The organism is Methylobacterium gregans, from assembly GCF_022179245.1.
Classification (GTDB): Bacteria; Pseudomonadota; Alphaproteobacteria; order Rhizobiales; family Beijerinckiaceae; genus Methylobacterium; species Methylobacterium gregans.
Genome location: NZ_BPQM01000085.1, coordinates 1 through 17,297, shown reverse-complemented (window position 1 = coordinate 17,297; position 17,297 = coordinate 1). Strand labels below are relative to the sequence as shown.

Below are 17,297 nucleotides of genomic sequence, written 5' to 3'. Positions count from 1 at the left end.
GCCACGGGACCTTTCGCCTACAGGCGGTAATGCGCCGAGATCCGCGAAAGGTTGATGTTGTAGTACGGATCGGCCCTGAGCTCCGCGCCCCAGCGCTCCTGCATCACCGCGGTCTCGGCCTGGAAGCGGGCACGCTTCTCGGGCGTGTCCTCAGGCCCGCGGCTCTTCGATTCGTGGTGGACCAGCCTGGCGAAAGGCGTCCACAGGATGCGGTAGCCGGACGCCCTTATCCTCAGGCACAGGTCAATGTCGTTGAAGGCGACCTTCAGCCTTTCCGCGTCGAAACCGCCGACTTCGCGAAAGACTTCCGCCCGCATGGCGAGGCAGGCCCCCGTCACCGCCGAGACCTCCTGCACCAGCACCATCCGCGCGAAGTAGCCGGGATCCTCCTCCGGCAGGCCGAGATGGCCGTGGCCCGCAACACCCCCGATGCCGAGCACCACGCCCCCGTGCTGCACCGTGCGATCCGGATAGAGGAGCTTGGCGCCGACCGCCCCGATCTCCGGCCGCGCGGCCTGCGACACGAGTTCGGTGAGCCAGCCCGGCTCGATCACCTCGACGTCGTTGTTCAGGAAGAGCAGTACCGCTCCGCTCGCCGCCGCGGCGCCGCGGTTCGACAGGTCCGAGAAGTTGAAAGGCCCAGGTGCCGCTACGACGCACAGGCGCCGGTCGCCTCTGTAGGCCTCGAAGAGGGCTCGCGTTTCCGGCTCGCGGCTATCGTTGTCGACGACAATCACCTCGATGTCGCGATAGTCCGTCGCGCCGAACAATCCGTCGAGGGTGACGCGCAGGAGTTCGGCCCGGTCCCGGGTCGGGATGATCACCGAGACGCGGGGCGCGGGATCCGGCAGTGGCCGGATCACGCGGATGAAGCCGTGCGGTCCACGCTCGGCGCGCGCGCCCTGGCGCTCCGCTACCTCGGCGACCGCCCGCAGCCGCGCCGCCTCGGTACGGGCGAGCGCCCGGTCCGAAAAGGTGCCGGAGCCGCCTGCCGCTCGCCAGTGATAGAGCACCATCGGGATGTGCCGAATCCGTGCGGGATCCAGGTGCTCGGTCAGGCGCAGCAACAGGTCATGGTCCTGGCTGCCCTCGAAACCGGGGCGCAGGCCGCCGTGCGCCCGGACCGCCTCCGTGCGGATGACCGTCAGATGGTTGATGTAGTTCTGTCCGTAGAGCAGTTCACGGTCGAAATCCGACTTGAAATGCGGCTCGAAGCGGCGCCCGCGCCCCTCGATCTTGTCCTCGTCGCTGTAGATCAGTACCAGATCTGGATCGTCGCGGAGCGCGCGGGCGACCTCGTAGAGCGCCTGCTCCGGAAGCGCGTCGTCGTGGTCCATGAAGGCCAAGAGCGTGCCCTGCGCCAGCGCCAGGGCGTCGTTGGTGGCACGAGCGATATGGCCGTTCTCGGCGCGCCGGACCACCCGGATGCGGGGATCGCGGGCAGCGAGCCGGTCGATCAAGCGCACGACCGCGGGTTTGCGCGAGGCGTCGTCGCAGAGGCACAGCTCCCAGCGCGGGTAGATTTGGGCCTGGAGCGAGCGGATCGCCGCGGCCAGCACCCGCGGCGCCGGATCGTGTACGGGCATCAGCACCGAGATCAGCGGTGCCGCCTCCCACCCCGCGACCTCCGTCCGGATGCGAGCGCGGTCAGCGGGACCGAGCGTGGCACTGCGACGAATCCAGGCACCGTAGCCGGTCTCGCGCCGGTGCCGGAGCGCGCGGTCGAGAAAGGCGCGCCCGCGTACCCGTTTGCCGAGGCTGCGCCAGAAGGCGGCCCGCAGGGTCAGGGCTGGATCGCGCAGCAATCCGCGACCGAGGAGGGCGGGGCGGGACCGCCGGCGCAGCTCGATCCGCTGGAGCGAGAGCGGGCGGCCCGGCACGAGCCCGGTGATGCGGAGCGCGCGCACGTCCTCCGGCAGCCGACCGGTCCAAGCGAAGACACCGCCGCCGAGCGCCTCCTCGGCGAGCGGCGCGCCTGGCCGCCCGGACTCGCCCGCTACGAAGCTCATGAGCAGGCGGGCATTGCGCGCCGCACCCGGATCGTCGGTGAGGATGATGGTGACCCAGGCGCCGCCGAGACCCGCGAGGTCGAGGCACAGGCCGTCCGCTTCGCGGCGCAGGGGCATGGGCCGCGGTCGCCCGAGACCGGTGAGGAGAGCGTCCGGCCCCACGCTCAGCGCGCCCAGCCCTTGGCCAGGGAGGCGGTCACCGCGTCCGCCATGGCGATGTCGAAGACCAGCATGGAATCCACGGCCCGTACGGCCCGCAGGCGCTCGGCCAGCGCCAGCGTCTCGGCCGGGATGGGCGCGGGCGTCGGGATCGGACCCTCGATCCCGAGCCGGTCGAATAAGGTCGAGGCGAACGCGTCGAAATAGTCGCGGTGGCCCACGATGGCGACGCGCGCCAGGATCTCGATGGCGACGATCGAGTTGCCGGGGTTGAGCGGATCGTCGGGCAGGCGTGTGCCGAGTTGGCGCGTCAGCGGGTTGTAGAGCAGGTAGTAGGCCGGTTCCGGCAGCATGCGGAAGAAGCGCTTGAGGCTGCGCGCATCGGTGTAGTCGTACTCGGCGCTGAACTGCGCGGCTTCCGCGAAGCGTCCAAGGCGCCAAGCGCGGGCAGGGTCGTTCGCCACGGGCGCCTGCGCTTTCAGCCAGAGCATCCGGGTCGCCATCTCGACGTAGGGGTCGTGCAGCAGGATCGCCGCGACCGCGACATCGGGGGTGAAATGGCCCTCGTAGCGCGGCACCGTGACGGCGCCGGCGAGCAGCGCCGAGGCGACGTAGCGGCAGCCGAAGATGCTGGTGAGAATCTCGTCGGAGAGCCGCTCCAGGCCGAAATGGGCCTGCTGGAAATACGGGAACAGCGCCGCCTGGAGCACGCTGTCGGGCTGGATGCTGGTGTTGATCAGCATGACGCGCTCGGGAACGAGCCCGGCCTGCGGCGCCCGGCGGTAGATCAGGACGTTGGTATCTGCGTCGTAGAGCTCGATCCGCGGCAGGACGGCGATGCCGGGCACCTCCGCGTCCGTCAGCTCGAAGGTACATTGTCCGGTGGAGTGCCAGCCGTTCTGCTTGAACACGATGTCGGTGTGGGCGGCCTCGACCTCGGCGAGGCGACGACCGTCGACCGCCACCGCGACCCGGCTGATCGCGAGGGGATTGTCCGGGACGATCCACCCCCGGATCCTGTCGCCGTTATCGTAATCGATGAAGAAACGCATGTCCTGTCGCTGCGGCCCCGGCGGGGCTGACCCGCCGCCGGTCGTGAGGCCGGCCGGAGGGCGCATAGCGCATTTTCAGGACCGGTGCAGCGTTCCGTGCGATCGATGCCGGTTCAAGCGCACCGACGAAAAACCCGCTTGCGCGGTCGGAGAGCAGTCGCTATAGCCCCGTCTCACCGGAGCCGAGCTGCTCCGGACCGGGCGCGTAGCTCAGCGGGAGAGCACTACCTTGACATGGTAGGGGTCACAGGTTCGATCCCTGTCGCGCCCACCATCCTAAACATCTAGGATGATTGACGAATTTGGGGCCCCGGGAACGGGGCCTTTTTCGTTGGGTTGGAAACCGGGTCGGAAACCCGAGTGCGTAAGGCGAGACGCACAGGTGCGACAGGGTTGTTGGTGACACGCGACCCTTGCGACGAGATCCTCTCAAGCCTCGCCGACAAGATCACATTGACCTGGCTTGTCGCCGTAGGGCTTTGCACAGCCAAGCGGCGGGTCCCGCTGCAGGTCTATGACAAAAGTTCCGGCACCTTCGACATCCGGCCGCTATCGGATGGCGGTGTAAGATAGCTCGTGGCGCACCGGCGGTCCGTGGCGACCGCACAGTCCGCCCCTGCATCTCGCGACCTCAACCGGACCGGCATCGATCCCCGCGCTCGTGCGATCGGGTCCCGCGGGCTTCGCGCCGTTGTCTCATCGGCGAGGTTGCTTCATCCTTGATCGAAAGGGGGCGTCCCCTTCGCCAGGGGAGGGGGATTATGGCCGGCCAGAAGGTTGCCTTTGTCGCGTACTCGTCCCGTGACCCGGCCGTGGCAGGGCTAATCTTAGAAGGCGTCAGGCATGCGAATGCGGTCTCCGCTCAGCCTGTCCGCTACGAGCCATGGGTTTTCAACGACATCGCGGGCAATCCACTGATCTCCCCGATCCTCGCGAAGATCGACGAGGCGCCCTTCGTCGTCGCTGACATCAGCTATCTCAACCTGAACGTGGTCTACGAAGTGGGGTTCACGGTCGGACGCGGCAAGCGCGCGTTCCTGATCCGGCATTCTGGGACGGTCGGAGACCGCGGCGTCGCGAAGGAGGCGGGCATCTTCGATACCCTGGGCTATCACGAGTACGGCTCGGCGGATGACCTAAGGAACCGGCTCACGAGCCACGTCGACGAGGCCGCGCTGCCCTTCAACCTCACGCTCGACCGCAAGGCCCCGGTCTACCTCATCGAGCCACCGACCCGGACGGCCGCGGCGATCATGGTAGTCTCTCGGGTGAAGAAGGCTGGCTACCGCTACCGCAGCTTCATGCCGACCGAGGACACCCGGTTGGCCGCGGCGGACGCGGTCCGGCAGGTCTCGGCCTCGGCCGGCATCGTCCTCCTGCTGCAGCAGCCTGAGCTGGAGGGCGCTGAAGTTCACAATGTGCGAGCATTGTTCGTCGCGGGCCTCGCTCACGGGATGGGCAAGCCGACCCTGATCCTGTGCCCGGCGGGCTATGACGCTCCCCTCGACATCCGGGACGCCGTACGCACGTACCGCTTTCCGGACGACATCACTGACCGGGTCGCGGATTTCTGTCCGAGCATCAACGACCACTTGCAACAGGCGGACACGTCCCCAATCGAGACCGGCGGGCTGTTGCAGAGCATGTCAATCGGGGACCCGACCGCTGAGAACGAGATGACGACACTGTCGCAGTACTTCCTCAAGACCAGTCAGTACGACCGGGCCCTGCGGGGCGACGTGAACCTCGTGGTTGGCCGCAAGGGATCGGGCAAGACCGCACTCTTCATCCGCGTCCGTGACAAGATCCGGGCGGACAAGCGCAACATCGTGGTCGACCTCAAGCCCGAGGGCTACCAGCTGCTCAAGCTCAAGGACGACATCCTCTCCTACCTGACCGAGGGCGCGCGCCAACACTTGATTACCGCGTTCTGGGAGTACCTCATCCTGTTGGAGGTCACCTATAAGCTCCTAGAAAAGGACCGAGGGACCTACAAATTTAATCACGAAATCAACGCATTATACCTTGAGCTCGATGCGGCCTACCGCGTGGACAACTTTTCGGCCGAGGGCGATTTCTCCGAGCGGCTGCTGACGCTGTCACAACGGATTGGCGACCAGTACGCCGCCCGGTACGGCCACGAAGACGGGCGGAAGCTAACCTCGCAGCAGGTCACCGAGCTGCTTTACACCCACGACCTTCGTGCCCTGCGGGACCGGGTATCGCGTTACTTGGAAAAGAAGGGGACTGTCTGGGTCCTATTTGACAATTTGGACAAGGGCTGGTCCACCCAGGGCGTCGACGTGATCGATGCCATTGCGCTGCGCTGTTTGATCGACGCGGGCCGTAAGGTCGAACGGGAGATGCAGCGCGCCGGCCACCAGTTCCGCTGCATCGTGTTCGTGCGTAACGACGTCTACGAGCACCTCATGGCCAACTCGGCCGATTACGGCAAGGAGATGCGGGCAACCCTCGACTGGACCGATCCGGACCTGCTGCGCGAGATGCTGCGCTTGCGCCTGGTCTCCGGCCTCGACGGGAAAGCGGCAGAGGTATCGTTCGAGCAGATCTGGCCGACTATCTGCGCCTCCCACTTCCGGGGGGAGGAGAGTTCGGCCTTCATTATCGAGCGCTCGCTCATGCGGCCACGCAACGTCCTGAAAATTTTCAACCACGCCCGAGGCTTTGCCACAAACTTCAGCCGCCTCCGGATCAGCGAGGAGGACATCCAGAAGGGGATGCGGGCCTACTCGCAGGATCTGCTAATCGAGCTTGACAGAGAACTTAGCGACGTGCAGCCCGCGGCAAAGGACCTGCTCTACCACTTCATCGACGCTCCGAGCGTGCTCGACGCCGCCGCGCTGGGGCGCATTGTAGAGGAGGCGGGCATCGAGGCGGCGGGCGCAGAGGGCGTGACCGACTTCCTGCTCTACTATGGGGTTCTCGGCGTCCGGACCGGGGACACTGACTTCTTCATATTCAACGTCGCCTACGACCTCAAGGCGCTGAAGATCCGGGCCAAGCGCGGGGGGGCCAACACGCTTTACCTTATCAATCCGGCATTCGGACCGGCTCTCGGTTTGAAGGAGTTCAAGGACAGCGTCGTCGATCTCGATGAGCCGGCCCTGCCGCTCTGACGCCGGCGGACGCCCGGACTGAGGCCCCGCCCTTACGTTCAAGATATCTCGCGTTACGCCCGCTTATGTGCAGGATATGACGTCCCCCGACGCTCGGCGGGCCAGCCGTATGCGCAACCGCCCGGGCTTGCCGCCGTCCCGACCGGGTGACCCCTGATGGCCGGAAAACACGACCCGTCGGCAGGGTATCGGGTAGCGCTAACCCGATACCTCGCGCGCGAACGAACCGGGCCACTGCCAGGCTGTTATGTCACCGGTCCGGTCTGGCCCCGTCGGGCGTCGATGGCCGCGAGGCGGCTTGGAAGCCGGTGCTTCGGCGGGCTAGCCTTCCGACGATACGAACTCGGCGCCGGCCGGCGCACGCCTCATCACCGACGTGACTTGGCCTCCACGACCTTGAGCGACCACGATGGACGGGCAGCCCGAGACGACCACGAGCCCTGACGCGACCCGTCCTGCGCGGGGCGGACCGGCCAAGCCGCAGATCGGGTTCCACCATCGCGACGCGGTGCGCCTCCTGTACATCCTGGCACTCGGGAGCGAGGAGGCCGCACATGATAGTCGCATCTTCCGCTGCGAGAAGCGGGCGATGGCCATCGACTTCCTCGTCCGCTACCCGGATTACCTGGCCGACGAGCTCCTGACCCGCTTCGAGACCGAGGGCGATCCTGCCGGCCTGGATGCCGCGTCCGACATCTTCGACGCCGACGAGCCGGACCTTCGCACGGTTGCGATGGTTCGCTGGCGCCGCGGGGCCTTCCAGAACATCGAGATGCCGCTCTCGATCCTCGCGGCGCATGGCTTGGTGCGTCCGCTGAAGCAGACCGCCGGGCAGCGCCGGCACGACTTCATCGTCCTTCCGGCCGCGTTCGCGTTCATCGAGCGGATCGAGCGCGAGCAGCCGAGCCTTGGCTGGTACAGGTCGCGGGTCGAGCTTGTAATGACGCTGACCGGCTTCCGGAGCGGCTCCGACCTGAAGGGCGACCAGTACCTCCATCCCGAGTACCGCGACGCCCGCCATGGGACCGAGATCCCGTCCATCAAGGAGCGCGTCCTGGCCCGGCTCCGGAGCCTCAGAGGACGATAATGAGCACGCAAGCCACGGCAGCGGAGTGGATCGAAGCCATCGCCGGAAAGGCATTTCTGCCGGTGCCGGTCGTGCAGGAGGTGCTCGACCGGCACGCCGTCGAGCCGCAATCCACCTTGCCCCGAAGAAAGAGCCTCCGCATCCGCTCCGTCACGCTGGAGGGTGTCAAGGAGGGCACCGTCGCCGACGGCCCGTTCGGCCGGACCTTCACCTTCGGTCCCGGGCTCTGGGCCATCGTTTCGGACCAGAACTTCAGGGGCAAGTCGACCCTGCTGGGCGTGATCCAAGGGGGCATCCGCGGCGACATCCACGAACGCGTGAAGCCGGACGTGTGGCGATGGCTGAGCAAGGCGGAGGTCGTCTTCGAGGCCAACGGCATCGGCCATCGGCTCCTCGTCACGAAGGATGCGGGCGACCCCGACAAGGGCGCGGCCGGCAGCTTCAGCCGCGAACAGGACGGCGGGTGGTTCACCCTGTACGAGGGCACGGTCGGGAAGCCCTTAGAACGCGCCGTCGAGGACGCCATGCTGGCGGAGTTCGGGTTCGCCAGGTTCCACGCCCACAACGAGAAGGACGGCAGCCACACCCATGGCTGGCCGGTCATCGCGTCGGCGCTATTCGTCGACGGTCCAGGCAAGGCCGTGTTCGGCGAGCTGCTGGTCGATGCCATCCCGCTGAGGCTGCTGCAGATGTTCATGGGCCTGCCGTGGGTCAGCACCTACACGGCTGCCGCGACGGCGCTGAGGCGGTTGAGGGCGACGAAGGCCGAGCGTCCCACCGCCTCTCGCGGCCTCGGGAACAGGCTCCGGACTAGCCTCGACGCGGTCGACGCCTCTCTTTCGTCCGCGCGCGGCCGGGTCCGCCCCGGGCCCGACCGTGCCGTCCTGCGGGCCACGATGCTGGAGCAGGACCGTCGGCTGCTGGCCCTGCGCGAGCGGGTCGAGGAGACGCGGCAGGAAGCGGTCAGGGTGGACCGCCAGTTGCAGGGCGCGACGACCCTGCTCCTCGAAACGCGGAGGGCCTTGCAGCAACTCAGGGACGAGCGAGCGGCCGGCCTGGTGCTCCGGACCTTGCGCCCCGTCTGCTGCCCCTCGTGCGATGCCGGCATCGACCACGACCGGCACTCGCGGGCGGACGAGGGCTCGACCTGCGCCTTGTGCGGCACGCGCCAGGCACCGGACGAGGACGAGGACGCGTTGCGGCTGGAGGAGTTGCAGCGGGACGTCGATGACGTTGAGGCCAATGTCGCGGAACTGAGCGCCCAGGCGACCGAGGCGCAGGCATCGCAGCGGGGGACCGAGGCGGAGCTTTCCAAGGCCATCGAGGCGTCGCGCGCCACCGAAGCCGCTTTGCGGGCTAAGGGCTCCGCCGACCTAGAGATGGAGATCCGGGGCCTTGAGGCCCAGCGCGAGCAACTCCTCGCGCTGATCGCGGCCGAGGAGGAAGAGGAGGAGAAGGAAGAGGCCGCCGCCGCCGGCGCCCATGACGAGGCAGTGCTCCAGACGGCCGAGGAGGTGACCAAGGATCTCTACGACGGGCTCGCGCGCGAGATCCTCGCCGACGTGTCGAGGGAGATCACAACGCTGTCCCGTTCGTTCGGCGTCCAGAACATCGAGAGCATGGACTGGGGCACCGGAGGGGCGATGCGGATCGTGCAGGGCAAGGCCCCGACCAGCTTCGGGAGGCTGTCCGCGGGCGAGAACCTGCGCGTGCGCATCGCGGCGGCGCTCGCCGTGATCGAGGTGGCCCGGCAACGCATGTACGGCCGGCACCCGGGCCTGCTGGTCTTGGATAGCCCGGGCGCGCAGGAGATGGCGCCTGCCGACTTCGCCGCGTTGCTGTCGCGCGTGCACGAGGCTATCCAGAGCGCGGGGGACATCCAGATCATCGTCGGCGCCCGTGCGGACTCGACGCTCCTCGACGTTGTCCCATGCGATCACGTGACCCACGCTCAGGGCGAGCGATTCCTTTTCTGAGCCTGGCTCCGTGGCGACGTCCGACCTGATCAGACGCCTTCTCGACGACGGCGACGCGCAAGACCTCGGCGACATCCCGGTCGACGAGCTCGCCGCGGCGGTCGCCGACCATGCGGCGGAAGTCGAGGGCGCGCGCCTCTTCGTCATCCTCGCCGAACACCCGCGAGCCGAGGCGATGAAGAAGGCCCTGGTCGCGGTGGCGCAGAACGCCGACGTGCTCGCCATGATGGAGATCGCGTCCTGGCTTGGGCGCGGCGGGCAGGTTCCGATATCGCACCGCCAAGGGCTCGGCCGGGTTTTCCTGGAACGGGCCGCCGACAAGTCAACCGACTATGGAACCCGCTCCCAGGCGCTGAAGGCGGCGATGATCATGGCCCAGTCGGAGCGGTCGCTGCTCCGGCGCCTCCAAGCCGACCTCCTCGATCTCGACCCGTCGGACGACGGCATCTACCTCCGCCATGCGGCCAGGGTTGCCGGGGCCGTGCTGGCCCATGAGCCCGCCGACGACCTGCGCCACAAGCTGACGGAACTCGCGGATGTCGAGGACGCGGAGGACGAGGCCGCGGTCGAGCTCGGCCTGGATGCGCTGAGGACGGGGCTCGGCGCCACCACGCCGGAAACGGCGCTCGACGCCTTCGGGCGCGCCCGGGTCTGGTTCGCGCGTGCCGAGGACGCGACCGAGACGCGCCTCGATGCCCGGCTTTACCGGAACTGCCTCGACATGCTGGTGGCCTTCCAGGAAGGCCGTACCGGCGGGGATCTCCCGGACCGGATCGACACCGTCACGCGGTCGGCCTTCGAGTACACCGCCTTCCTCACGGTGAATGACCGCGAGCCCGAGACGTTGTCCTGGCTCGCGGCGAAGGACCTCGAACGCGTCCACTGGACTTCGCTCGCGCTCCGCCTCGGGGCAGTCGCGGACAAGGTCTCCCGCTCGGCGTGGCTCAAGGTCGCCGCGGTCATGGAGGAGGAGCTCCTGTCCGTCTATGCGGCGAGCCGGACCATGTTCCGGCGCGGCTCTGAAGGCGGGCTGGAGCAGGTCGTGCGCCCGAGGATCGTGGGCGCGATGCAGCGCGAGCTTCGCTCCCTGGACATCCTGGAGCACTGGATAGAAGAGAACGCCGGGTCCGCTTACCTGCCGGAGGCGAGGTCCCTCGGGGACCTCGTGGGCCAAGCCCGGGAGGACCTCGTCACCCACCGCCCTTCCGGGGCGGCGGACGGGAGCTCACCGACCGCCGCCATCATTGAGCACCTCCCGGCGCAGGTTCGGGAGACCGTCTCGGCCCGCATCGAGGCCGATGCCGTCACCCTGTACGACGAGACCGTATCCAGGACCGTCGACGAGGTGCTGGGAACAGCCCTTGCCGCCCTCGCCGGGAATGTCGACTACGGGGGACGGGAGGATGTCCGGAGCTTCTTCGACGTGCTGCTCCTGGAGGTCACACGCTTCGTCGTCTCGCGGTACAACCTCAGCAAGGCCACGTACCCCGGCGTCGCCTATCTCTTCAATCGTGACGCGGACAACCCGCCGCTGGAAGCCGATCTACAGCATGACTTTGTCAACTTTCTCATGGGTTCGCGGCTCGCGGAGATCTGCCGACCCGAGGCCCGGGACCTCGGCGGCGGACGCGTTGATGTCCTGTTCACCTACAGATGGATGAAGACGACGTCCGAACTGAAGCGCTCCTTCCCGAAGCTGAGGCTCAGTGACTTGGTCGACCGATACGGCCCGCAAGCCATCTCGTATCAGGGCACGAACATCGCGCTTTCCATGCTGATGGTCCTCGACCTGCATGACCGGGCCGGAGCCCAGCCCGACATACGCGACCAGATTGGCGTCCATCATCGAACCGTGGCGGACAGCTCGCTGGAGACCGCAGTCGTCCTTTTCCGGGTTCAAGGGAAGCGGCATACCCCGTCGGACGTCCCGGAAGCCGCCCTGACACCATCAGAGGCCAGCCAAGCGAGCGACGAGTAGCCCCTCGCACATGAGGTATCTGGTAGCCCTAACCGATATGGCAGCCCCTCATCGCTCTAGGTTGCTCCAGTGCGGAACTTCGATGCGTGGGAGCAATACACTCGCTGGGGCTATCATCACCAGCGTCTCAACCGACGCTGCCAGCGGCAAACCCCGACCGTTTACCATGCCTCCAAGCGGGCCTTCCCTCGGCCGGTGCCTGGGCCTATCTTAAGGGTGTGCACAAAACGACCCCTGACCTAGTGCTCAGGGATGACACATCGTGAGCGATACCGCCGGTGAGATGACCTACCCCCTGCCCTCGTGCGCAGGGATGACACCGTGTCTTTTACAGCCTTAAAGTGATCAAGACTTACCCGCCCTAGTGCGCGAGGATGTTCAGAGGGCCCCGGGGCGATGCCGGGGCTTTTCTCGTTTTAGGCCTTCCGCACGCGGGCTTGCCCCGGGCCCTGGCCGGCGCGAGGATGCGGGAACGCCCAACGATCCGGACCACCCCGAGTCCGCGCCATGCGGGAGCGCTGGCATGCCCTCAGTGATCCCGAGGTATGGGAGCGCCCCCCGGCCGATGCGCTCGCGGACGAGACGAGCTACGACGCCGAGACTGCCCTGCGGGTCCTGCGGGGCATGACACCGCCGAAGCGACGGGCCGGCTTCTTTCAGGATGGCCGCTCGGCTGCCCGACCAAGCCCGGTGCGGCATAGGCTCTTTACTCGCGGCACATAATTCCATGAGGAACCGCTGGGCGCTTTAATCGATTTCGTGAAAAATCATGAAAGGATCGCTCATGCCTAAGCTCGTTCCCTCCCGTCCAGACCCGATGCTGGATGTCCTCTCTACCTTCCGGCTCAAGCCAACCGACACGTTCAAGATCGTGTCCTCGAAGGGGGTCCTTACGATCAACCGCCGCAAGTCTACCGGTGAAGTCGAGCAAATGCGTGTTCGCGCGAAGGGTAGCTTCCAGCAGCTCACGAAGTTCGAACCTGCTCAAATCACGATAGCTGAGCGGCGCAAGCTCGAAGCCGAGATGGTCAAGTCCGGCCTCACTCAGTCTGAGGTCGCAGATCTCATTGGAGTGTCGCAGGCGACCGTCTCGCTCGACCTGAAAAAGCTCAAGAAGGCCTAATTTGATATCAACTGCGGGAGGATTCGATGGCACGAACGGAAGAGAATATTAAGGTCATTCGTGAATTGGCCAAAGCTGCCGACATCTCTGAAGCGGACTTAGTTGCGGCCTGTCGCGAGATCGTTGCTCGGGCTGACAGGCCGACTACCCAAGCGATGCTGGATACACTCAAAGCTTTCGATGCTGCTTCCGAAGACCCGCGGGACCGGCTGAAGCGAAGCATGCAATCGGGCAAACTCCCTAGTTGAGTGAGCCTGGGAGGCGGTCAGGCGGCGCGGCACTAGTCCAGGACCGCACCCTACGGTTGGGGTGGATCACCTCCATTAGGGTCAACTGCGGAGTGGCACCCGCCGCCATGCTTCCCATCCATAAATGCCTGCAGCTTCGCGGCAAGTGTAGCGGGCTGCTTGATCTCACATTCCCAGACTGTCAGCACGGACCAACCCCGAGCCTCCAGTGCTTTCTTGTTAGCAGCATCCCGAGCTTGATTGCGCTCAAGCTTCGGACGCCAATAATCCATCCGGCTCTTTGGCTTGCTCGCCCTCTTGCAGCCCTTGTGCTGATGCCAGAAGCAGCCGTGCACGAACACCGCCTTCCGACGGCCGATGAACGCGATGTCGGGCTTCCCGGGTAGGTCTTTCCTGTGCAGCCGGTACCCGTATCCCGCGAGGCGCAGGAGTTGTCGGACGAATATCTCGGGCTTGGTGTCCGTGGACTTGTTGCCCCGCATCGAGGCGCGGACGGCATCAGAGACCCCTTCCCAACGCCTGCTCGATGGGGTCACCAGATGTCCGGGATTGCCGATGCCACGGCCTTGAAGAGCGGCGGCGGCACCGCGTTGCCGATGACGCGGTAGCGGAGGCGCGTGCCGCCGGTTTCCGGGAACGTCATGTCCCCGAATCCCTGCAGGCGCGCGGCCTCGCGGTAGGAGAGGCGCCGCGCCGGGGCATCCTCGACGAAGCGCCACTCGTCGGTGCCGATGCGCTTGAGGCGGGGGCTCACGGGATGGAGGGGCGTGTGCCTGCTGTTGGCCACGATGGTCCGGCTCACCTGTCCCCAGTCTCGCCAGCGGTCCCTGGACAGGTAGTACCAGTGGAATGGTTGGTTGTCGTACTCGCCCTCTGGCCACAAGGGCAGGTCCTCGATCCGGTCGCGTATCGTTGGGCAGGACGGCAGCCCGTGAACGTCCTCCCCCGGAAGGCTGTGCGTGGGTTGGGGGAATTCGTACCGCACGCCCAGGTCCGAACGGATGCCGACGAAGAACATACGCGTCCGCTCCTGCGCGACGCCATAGGCGCGCGCATCAAGGATGGACCAGTCGACCTTGTAGCCCGCCATCCGGAAGCGCGTGAGCTGGTTCACGGCCAAGTGCTGGTTATTGGCGTTCCGCATACCAGAGACGTTCTCGACGATGAACGCCTTAGGCTTGATCTGCCGGAGCGCGCGGTCGAACTCGCGGTAGAGGTAGTTGATCTTGCGGCCCGCCTCCCTAACCCCGCCGACGCTGAAGCCTTGGCACGGATAGCAGCCCGCGAGCAGGTCCACCTCGGGGAAGCTGCGGACGTCCGCGACATTGCCGAGCACGTAATCCGTCTCGGGCAAGTTCGCGAGGTAGACGTCACGGGCATAGCCCATCGTGTCGTTGGCCATGACCACGTCGAAGCCCGCGTCGATCAGACCCCTGTCGCTGCCCCCGCAGCCGGTGAACAAAGAAACCGCCTTAGGCATCCCACCCTGCCTCGCCCGCCGAATCCGGGAAACCCGTCCAGAAGTGCATGGATTTTAGCGAACGGCCAAGCATGGCACCGCCTAGTTGCTTAACGTCGAAAACGCATCGCTGAGGTCTAGCGGCGCAACCCGAAGGTGCTATCCTGGCCGTGTGAGCGGGGGAACAAGCGTGAGGCCAGAAAGCGGCCCACCCACAGGATTCATGGAGTGGGAGCGCGCTCTCACCCATCATTTCCTCATGGTTGGGCCCGACGGCGACGCCTCGCCGATCCGCTCCTTCGAGGTCTCCGACGAGACCATCGCCCAAGCGGGTGGCCTCAGCGGACCCGACGCCCGCGAGGGGGCGATGGCATCGTTCACGCGCCACGTGGTCCAGGCCGGCGGGCTGCCGAACGCCCTGCGGCAGGGCCTACACCCGAACATGGACGCTCAAGGGTTGCCGGGGTGCTTCGCCTACCTCGTCCTGACCCTCTACGTGGCAAGCCTGCGCGGCAACGGCGAGGAGCGGAACGGCGACTTCCGGCACAAGCTGCGCCGGTTCCTGGGCAGCGAACGCTCGTTCATGGACATGCCGGGCGTGGCCGGGATGTGGGCGGGCCTCCAGCGGTGGCTGGCGCGGCGTCGGAAAACCGACGCCCGCTTCCGGGAACTCGTGTTCCCCGAGGTGCCCGTGAAGTGGTCGCACATCGGCATCAGCCTGAAATTCGCCTTTCCCACGAAGACGGACGCGACGCTCATGGCGTCGTTCCTCCAGGACAAGCCAGCCGCCGCCGGCAACCCCCTCAGGCTCCTCGCGGAGTTCGCGCCCGTGATCGACCGCGGGCGACGCTCGGCCGGCATGGTGGATGCGTTCGAGGATTTCAGGGATGCCTTCGCCGCGGGCGAACGGCTCCTGGAGGACCACCGCTTCTGGCGCCTGGTCCAAGCATGTTCCTTCGGGGATCGGCCCGAGGCATCCTCGCCCGCCTATCTCTCCTTCGGGTTCGACGAGGAGGGCCAGCCCGTCTTCTCGGCCGCCCGGGAGGACGGAACGAAGCTCTCGCCCGGGCCCCGGACGCTTTCCGAGGCCGTCTCCGACCTAACGGCGGCCGGCGGCCCGGCGGCGTCCACGCCGGCATACCTCGTCTTCCGGCAGACCGGCTTCGGGCGGTGGAGGTCGACGGACGGTTTCGAGCGCGCCGGGCCGCGCGTCCGGTTGGGACTGCCGCGCGCGGCGCACCGGCGGCTTCAGAGGGGTGGTCCGCGGTTCGTTGAGAGCGGCGGCTGGCTGTTCACCGCCGAGCCGGTCCCGGTAGCCTTGGCCGAGGAGATGGTGGCTTCCTCCGCGGCAGCCCCGTCCTCGGAGAGGCTGGCTTCCATTTCCGTCACGGGCGGGGTCCGCACCGGCGGCCTCTGGCTCGGCCGGCCGGCCTTCATGCCGTACGTCGATGCGGGTGGGTCGGAACTGCAGGTGCGGGCGGGTCCGGGCGCCGCCGGCATCGTGAGCCTGGATTGCCAGGGCCGCGGTCCCGAACGCCTGCAGGCCGGCGGTCCGGTCAGCGGCACCTGGTTCCTGGAGCCGCCGGGCGGCCGGCAGCGGTCCTGCCGCCAAATCGCTTTCGCGCCGAACGCGCAGCCGCACCGGGATGCCTTGGCCGGCGACGAAGCCGGCGAGATCCTCCTGGACTGGGCCGGGGGCTCGGCGCAAGCACGCTTCCCCGGGCAACTCCCGGCCGAAGCGGGCTGGAGCCGCGCGCAAGGCGCCATGTCGGACCTCGTTGAGGCGGTTTATGCCGGCGGGCGGCGCGGATGGGACGAAGGGGACGTGGTCGCCATCGTGGGCGAGGCTTTCGGTGACGCCGCGGATCCCTGGGCGATGCTGCGAGTGCTCAGGGATGCGACGGTCGTCCAACCCCGCCTCAGGCACCGTTGGCGCGGACGGACCTGGACGCTTCAGCCCCCGGCCCTCCTGCCGTGGGGAAACGGGGCGGTCGTGCAGGGCGCCGTCTGCGAGGCCGAGGCCGACGTCTTCCGCAAGGCCGCTGCCTCGGTCGGGGCCGTCCCCTTCCGGCTGCAGGAACCGTCCGGTCTCGCGCCTCCCCTGGCCGGATGCGTGGGTGGCGACCTGCAGTCGCTCGTGGCCCGCATGGATTGGCGGATCGAGCCCGCGCCCCGATGCCCGGCCGAGCGACCGCTCGCCTTTTGGGAAACCGACCACACGCTGCTCGGGAAGGAACCGGCCTCGCGCTGGGACTGGGACGCGGGGAAATTCGTGGCCGACGGGCGCCGCGGCGACGGGGCCGTCAGCCTGACCCGTTGGACGCAGGCCGCGAACCGCGACCACGACGTCTACCAGGTTCTCGCCGACGGACGGGAGCACCGCCTCCACTCCCGTGATGCCGCCCTTGTCCTCGCCCACTGCCTGGCGCGGCGCCCGCTGTTCACGGTCTCGGGCGGGTACCTGGAGGCCCGCGTCCGCGGCGCGTTCCTTCCCGACGCCATCGCGGCCAGGCTGCGGCTGTCGACGCTGGCGAACGCGGGCTTGACCGACGGGCGGTCCAGGTACCGCGTGACGCCTGAGGAAGCGGCGCGCGCCGCCCGCCTGCTGCCCGGGGCAGTGGCGGGCGCGGCCTGCGCAGCTGTTGGGCATGACGCCGATCGGGTAGCCTCGGTGAGGCATTCGTCCGGCCGGATTCGCGCTGCCTGGACGGGCGGCGCGCTGACGACCTTGTCGACCGGCGGGCCGGGGTGGGGGAAGGTGTCTCGATGAAGGTTCGTGACCGGGAGTACGTCGGTCGCAGCGGGCGGGGCCGCGACGCGAGCGCATTGGTCACCCCCGTGGCGGAGCGGTCCGAGGACGGGGTCTGGTCGGCCCTGGCCGACGTCAGGGCGCTGTTCCCGAAGCACGGCCAGATCGAGGTGCGCGGCATCGTCGCCAACTCGCTCAGGGAGGGCGACTGGGTCGCGTTCGGCTCGGTCCCGAACGACAGGCACGGGTCGTCCGCGAGCTTCCGCGCCGCCTCCCCCCGCCGGCTCACCCCCTTCCTGGCGGCAGGAGGCGAGGTCTCG

12 protein-coding genes and 1 tRNA gene are annotated in these 17,297 nt (G+C 67.5%); 9 read left to right on the top strand and 4 right to left on the bottom strand.

All coding sequences use genetic code 11. The features are described 5' to 3' along the window. Positions 1-17: 17 nt before the first annotated feature. Together MFF54_RS17340 and MFF54_RS17335 are read right to left on the bottom strand one after the other, a co-directional pair. Entirely contained in the window at positions 18-2,126 is a 2,109-nt protein-coding gene (locus MFF54_RS17340) for a glycosyltransferase family 2 protein (protein WP_238304065.1), read from the bottom strand. Positions 2,127-2,173: 47 nt separating this feature from the next. Beyond that, on the bottom strand, positions 2,174-3,220 hold the full coding sequence (locus MFF54_RS17335; RefSeq protein WP_238304064.1) for a hypothetical protein: 1,047 nt from the start codon (positions 3,218-3,220) through the stop codon (positions 2,174-2,176). A 199-nt stretch (positions 3,221-3,419) separates the two neighbouring features. On the opposite strand from MFF54_RS17335, the gene MFF54_RS17330 reads away from it, so the two are divergent. The 7 genes from MFF54_RS17330 to MFF54_RS17300 all read left to right on the top strand — a co-directional run bounded on the left by MFF54_RS17330 (position 3,420) and on the right by MFF54_RS17300 (position 12,769). Beyond that, positions 3,420-3,494, top strand: a tRNA-Val gene (locus MFF54_RS17330). A 487-nt stretch (positions 3,495-3,981) separates the two neighbouring features. Next, positions 3,982-6,357: a P-loop ATPase, Sll1717 family gene (locus tag MFF54_RS17325; RefSeq protein ID WP_096484898.1), complete on the top strand. Its 2,376-nt coding sequence runs from the start codon at positions 3,982-3,984 to the stop codon at positions 6,355-6,357. A 409-nt stretch (positions 6,358-6,766) separates the two neighbouring features. Beyond that, complete coding sequence (locus MFF54_RS17320) at positions 6,767-7,444, top strand: hypothetical protein (RefSeq protein ID WP_238304063.1); 678 nt, start codon at positions 6,767-6,769, stop codon at positions 7,442-7,444. Continuing rightward, on the top strand, positions 7,444-9,420 hold the full coding sequence (locus MFF54_RS17315) for a hypothetical protein (RefSeq protein ID WP_238304062.1): 1,977 nt from the start codon (positions 7,444-7,446) through the stop codon (positions 9,418-9,420). Before MFF54_RS17320 ends, MFF54_RS17315 begins: the two co-directional genes overlap by 1 nt. Before the next feature lie 10 nt (positions 9,421-9,430). Continuing rightward, positions 9,431-11,398: a hypothetical protein gene (locus tag MFF54_RS17310; protein WP_238304061.1), complete on the top strand. Its 1,968-nt coding sequence runs from the start codon at positions 9,431-9,433 to the stop codon at positions 11,396-11,398. A gap of 784 nt (positions 11,399-12,182) precedes the next feature. Beyond that, entirely contained in the window at positions 12,183-12,521 is a 339-nt protein-coding gene (locus tag MFF54_RS17305; protein WP_096484902.1) for a hypothetical protein, read from the top strand. A gap of 26 nt (positions 12,522-12,547) precedes the next feature. Continuing rightward, positions 12,548-12,769, top strand: a complete 222-nt coding sequence (locus tag MFF54_RS17300) for a ribbon-helix-helix domain-containing protein (protein WP_157914158.1) — start codon at positions 12,548-12,550, stop codon at positions 12,767-12,769. A gap of 50 nt (positions 12,770-12,819) precedes the next feature. On the opposite strand, the gene MFF54_RS17295 is transcribed toward MFF54_RS17300, so the two are convergent. Together MFF54_RS17295 and MFF54_RS17290 are read right to left on the bottom strand one after the other, a co-directional pair. Next, positions 12,820-13,251: a very short patch repair endonuclease gene (locus MFF54_RS17295; RefSeq protein WP_096484903.1), complete on the bottom strand. Its 432-nt coding sequence runs from the start codon at positions 13,249-13,251 to the stop codon at positions 12,820-12,822. Positions 13,252-13,301: 50 nt separating this feature from the next. After that, complete coding sequence (locus MFF54_RS17290) at positions 13,302-14,249, bottom strand: DNA cytosine methyltransferase (protein ID WP_096484904.1); 948 nt, start codon at positions 14,247-14,249, stop codon at positions 13,302-13,304. 202 nt (positions 14,250-14,451) lie between these two features. Here MFF54_RS17290 and MFF54_RS17285 point away from each other — a divergent pair, with 202 nt between their 5' ends. Then, the gene (locus MFF54_RS17285) at positions 14,452-16,998 is read left to right on the top strand and encodes a hypothetical protein (RefSeq protein WP_096484905.1); all 2,547 of its coding nucleotides are present in this window, start codon (positions 14,452-14,454) and stop codon (positions 16,996-16,998) included. Continuing rightward, on the top strand, positions 16,995-17,297 hold a 303-nt coding region (locus MFF54_RS17280; RefSeq protein WP_238304060.1), incomplete at its 3' end, for a hypothetical protein. The genes MFF54_RS17285 and MFF54_RS17280, both read left to right, overlap by 4 nt.